The sequence below is a fragment of the Actinoplanes sp. NPDC048791 genome, from assembly GCF_040650095.1.
In the GTDB taxonomy this organism is placed as follows: Bacteria; Actinomycetota; Actinomycetes; order Mycobacteriales; family Micromonosporaceae; genus Actinoplanes.
In genome coordinates, this window is the sequence record NZ_JBEZGQ010000955.1 from 1 (window position 1) to 3220 (window position 3220).

A 3220-nucleotide genomic window follows, 5' to 3' on the forward strand; every position below is an offset into this window, starting at 1 on the left:
GGGGACGGGCCGAACCGCTTGGGCGCGCCGTCCGGGCTGACGAAACCGCCCGGGGTGCCGCCGTCCGGCAGGCGCAGGCCCGCCACGGCGAGGGCGTCACGGAAGCCGGAACTCTTGCTCAGGGTCTCGTAGAGCTGGTGCGCGGCCTCGGCCTGGGACCGGTCCAGCTCCGGCAGGACCGTGAACGGATAGTCCAGCGGCGCCGCCGCCGGGTCGAGATAGAGCGCGGTGAGGTCGACCGGCGGCTTACCGGCGTTGTACGTGACGACGTCACTCTCCGACATGGCGGCCAGCCCCAGCCCGCCGGCCAGCGAGCCCTCGTCGTCGCCCTGGGGCAGCTGGGCCATCAGGTCGTCGCGCAGCACCGAGGTGTCGGTCGCCAGCGCGCGGAGCAGGCCGTTGGAGGTGCCCGGCCGGCGCTGGTCCAGCGTCGACGCGGTGCTGCTCAGCACCAGCAGGCCGGACAGCGCGGCAGCGTCACGGGCCGGGTCGACCGTGCCGGCCCGGAAGTTGGTGCTGGTGGTGATCTGGGCGACCAGGTCGGCGTAGCTGAGCTTCTTGCCCGGCCAGCCGAGGCCCTTGGCGACCGGCTCCGGCATCGCCATGACGACCGGGCTCATCGCGAGCGAGCCCTCCTCGGTGAAGGCGAACCGCGGCGCGGCCGCGCGCAGCCGCTGCAACCAGATGCGCGAGTCGGCGATCCAGACGTCCGGCGGGGTCACCCCGGCCCGCGGCGCCCCGGCGCCGGTGAGCGAGACCTTCTGCTTGGCGCCGAGCACGGCGGCGACATCGGCCGGATCCGCGGCGCGGACGTCGACGACCACGCAGGTCCCCCCGACGTCGGCCTTACCGGCGACCCAGCTCGCCGCGGACTGCTGCACAGCGGCGGCGATCTCGGGCGCGGCGGACACGGACAACCGCACCTGGCCGCTGCACTCCCCGCCCCCGAGCTGGCCCACGGCGATCCGCGCACCGGCCACCACCGCCACCACAGCCAGGATGGTGAGCACGGCTGTACCCGCGCGGAGTCGCAAACGTCGTCGATGGCGGCCTGTCACGTAGCCATCATCGACAAGAACACCTTCTGCCGCTAGGCCTGGATGGCACGGATATGGCCGAGACAATCCGTTTAAGGGGGCAAGGCGGTCCGGAAAACGAGGGCGGCGCGGCATATGTGGCTTATGAAAGGGCGTCGGAGACAGCAACCGGACGAGTGGACACGATCAGTACGATCACCGCCATGCTGCGCAGCGACCACGCCCTGGCCCGCACCGTCGACGCGTACCGGACGGCCGAGTTCGCCACCCTGACCCCCGACGGCACCCCGATCGCCTGGCCCACCGCCATCCTGCGCGGCGACGACGGCACTCTGCTGGTGACCACGTCACTGGCCTTCCCGCAGAAGGCTGTGAACGTACGCCGCGACGGCCGGGTCGCGCTGCTGCTCTCGGACCCGACCGGCAGCGGCCTGCCGGACCCGCCGCAGATTCTCATCCGCGGCACGGCAACCTGCCCGGAGAAGATCCACACGGTCCCGGAGGGCGAACTGGGCCGGCTGTGGAAGTCACTGTTCGAACGGCAGCCGGGAGCACGCGCCTATCTGAACGTGGCGGCCCGCCGGTTCACCGACTGGTACTTCATGCGCCTGCTGATCACGGTGACACCGACGGAGATCACGACGGCACCCCGGCCCGCGCCCGGGCCGGGCATCACCGACGGCCCGCTACTGGGGGCTCACGCGCTGAAGGGGTACGGCACCGCGGTGCTCGCCGCGACGGACAGCGAGGGGGCGCCGGTGCTGCGCCGAACCACGATCACCAGCATTACGGACGGGTACGGGGTTTCCCTGGACGAGGATGAACGGGTGGCGCCGGGGCCGGCGAGCCTGCTGGTGCACCGGCACGACGAGAAGCTGTCTGCGCTGCACAACGCTGTGGTGCGGGGGCGGTTGGCGCGTACCGGGGTGGGGTGGGTGCTGACCCCGGAAAAAGCGATCGAGCCAATGGGGCGAGGGCCCCGCGACATGGTCCGGACGGTGCGAAACTGCCGGGCCGCGACAAAGCGCTACCTGGACCGGCGCGGATTGGCGCGGCCGGTCATCCCATGGGCGGAGTACCGGAAGCTGGCTGGTAAGCGCTGAGGACGCGTACGGCGTCGGCGTAGCGGTGGAACCGGGCGTCGCTCCGCCGGCCCTGCTCGGCCAGAGTCAGGGCGATCCCCCGCACCGAGGGAAGCGCGGCGACGATCTCCCGCACGTTGTCCGGGGTGAAGTCCAGCCCGACGACGATCGGCCGCTCACGGCCCAGCTCGTCGAGGTCGGCGATCTGGAACTCCTCCTCGTACTCCGGGGCCCGGTCACGCAGGAACGCCCACGAGTCGCGGTACTCGGGCAGCACGTCGACGTGGAACAGGACCGCGTTGAGGTCCGGCTCGCCGGCATAGGCGCTGAAGACCCAGCCCGGGTCGTCGTCGTGGGCGATCTCGATGCCGCCGTACACGATGCCGACCCCGGCGTCGGCCAGCGCTTCGCGGACCTCGGGCGGCGGGATCGCTCCGGTGATCGGCTGCACCATGCCGGCGCGGGTCGCCGCGACGGTGCGCAGGACGCGCCCGGGATCCCTGCCGAGCTCCATCGCCGTGACGAGGGTGGCCCGCTGCAACGCCCGGCCGATGACGGCGGCCTGCTCGACGGTCACCGTGCGGTCGTCGTAGAACCGGGCATCCGCGGTCAGGGACACGCCGACCAGGTCCGCACCGAGCGCTTCGAGACCCGCCGCCTCTTCCGCCGAACGCACCCGGTCGACCTTGATCAGCTCATTCGTCATAGCGAATCACGTTCCCGCCCAGCTCGTCAGCGCCCCGGAAGTCGCTGGGGATGACCCACGTCTTGCCGGCCGTACTCGTCGAGATCTTCCAGTATGGCGAGCCCTCCGGCGTGTGCCGGCCGCCGCCCGGGTGCACCTGGATGTTGGTGATCTCGGGATGGTTCTGGATGCGTACCTGCACGGCCTGGCCGGACGTGCCCTTCTTGTGGCTCTGCTCGACCGTCGCGGGATAACCAGCGGCGTTGAACTGATCGGCGATGTCCTGCGCGGAGCGCCCGGACACTGATCTCGGATCCCCGGTGATGTTCTCGACGAACGACTGCGCGGCCCTCGCGTCCGGGCCGGTCCGGGTGCCGCCCGCGCCGCCGCTCGGGCGGCCCAGCTGCGCCACCGCC

At 71.7% G+C, this 3220-nt stretch carries 4 protein-coding genes; 1 reads left to right on the forward strand and 3 read right to left on the reverse strand.

Annotated features, from left to right (window positions below; genetic code table 11):
• Positions 1 to 1010 (reverse strand): substrate-binding domain-containing protein (locus AB0C29_RS40355; RefSeq protein ID WP_360832200.1); only part of this gene is annotated, 1010 nt, incomplete at its 3' end.
• 230 nt (positions 1011 to 1240) lie between these two features.
• Between AB0C29_RS40355 and AB0C29_RS40360 the strand changes: the two genes are divergently transcribed.
• Complete coding sequence (locus tag AB0C29_RS40360) at positions 1241 to 2140, forward strand: pyridoxamine 5'-phosphate oxidase family protein (RefSeq protein ID WP_360832202.1); 900 nt, start codon at positions 1241 to 1243, stop codon at positions 2138 to 2140.
• Here the strand turns inward: AB0C29_RS40360 and AB0C29_RS40365 are convergent.
• Complete coding sequence (locus AB0C29_RS40365) at positions 2097 to 2825, reverse strand: hypothetical protein (protein ID WP_360832205.1); 729 nt, start codon at positions 2823 to 2825, stop codon at positions 2097 to 2099. The two genes, AB0C29_RS40360 and AB0C29_RS40365, sit on opposite strands and share 44 nt — an antisense overlap.
• On the reverse strand, positions 2815 to 3220 hold a 406-nt coding region (locus AB0C29_RS40370; protein ID WP_360832208.1), incomplete at its 5' end, for a hypothetical protein. The genes AB0C29_RS40370 and AB0C29_RS40365, both read right to left, overlap by 11 nt.

Coding starts and splice junctions, on each gene's coding strand:
- AB0C29_RS40360 (WP_360832202.1), top strand. CDS start 1,241: ATGCTGCGCAGCGACCACGCCCTGGCCCGCACCGTCGACGCGTACCGG.
- AB0C29_RS40365 (WP_360832205.1), bottom strand. CDS start 2,825: ATGACGAATGAGCTGATCAAGGTCGACCGGGTGCGTTCGGCGGAAGAG.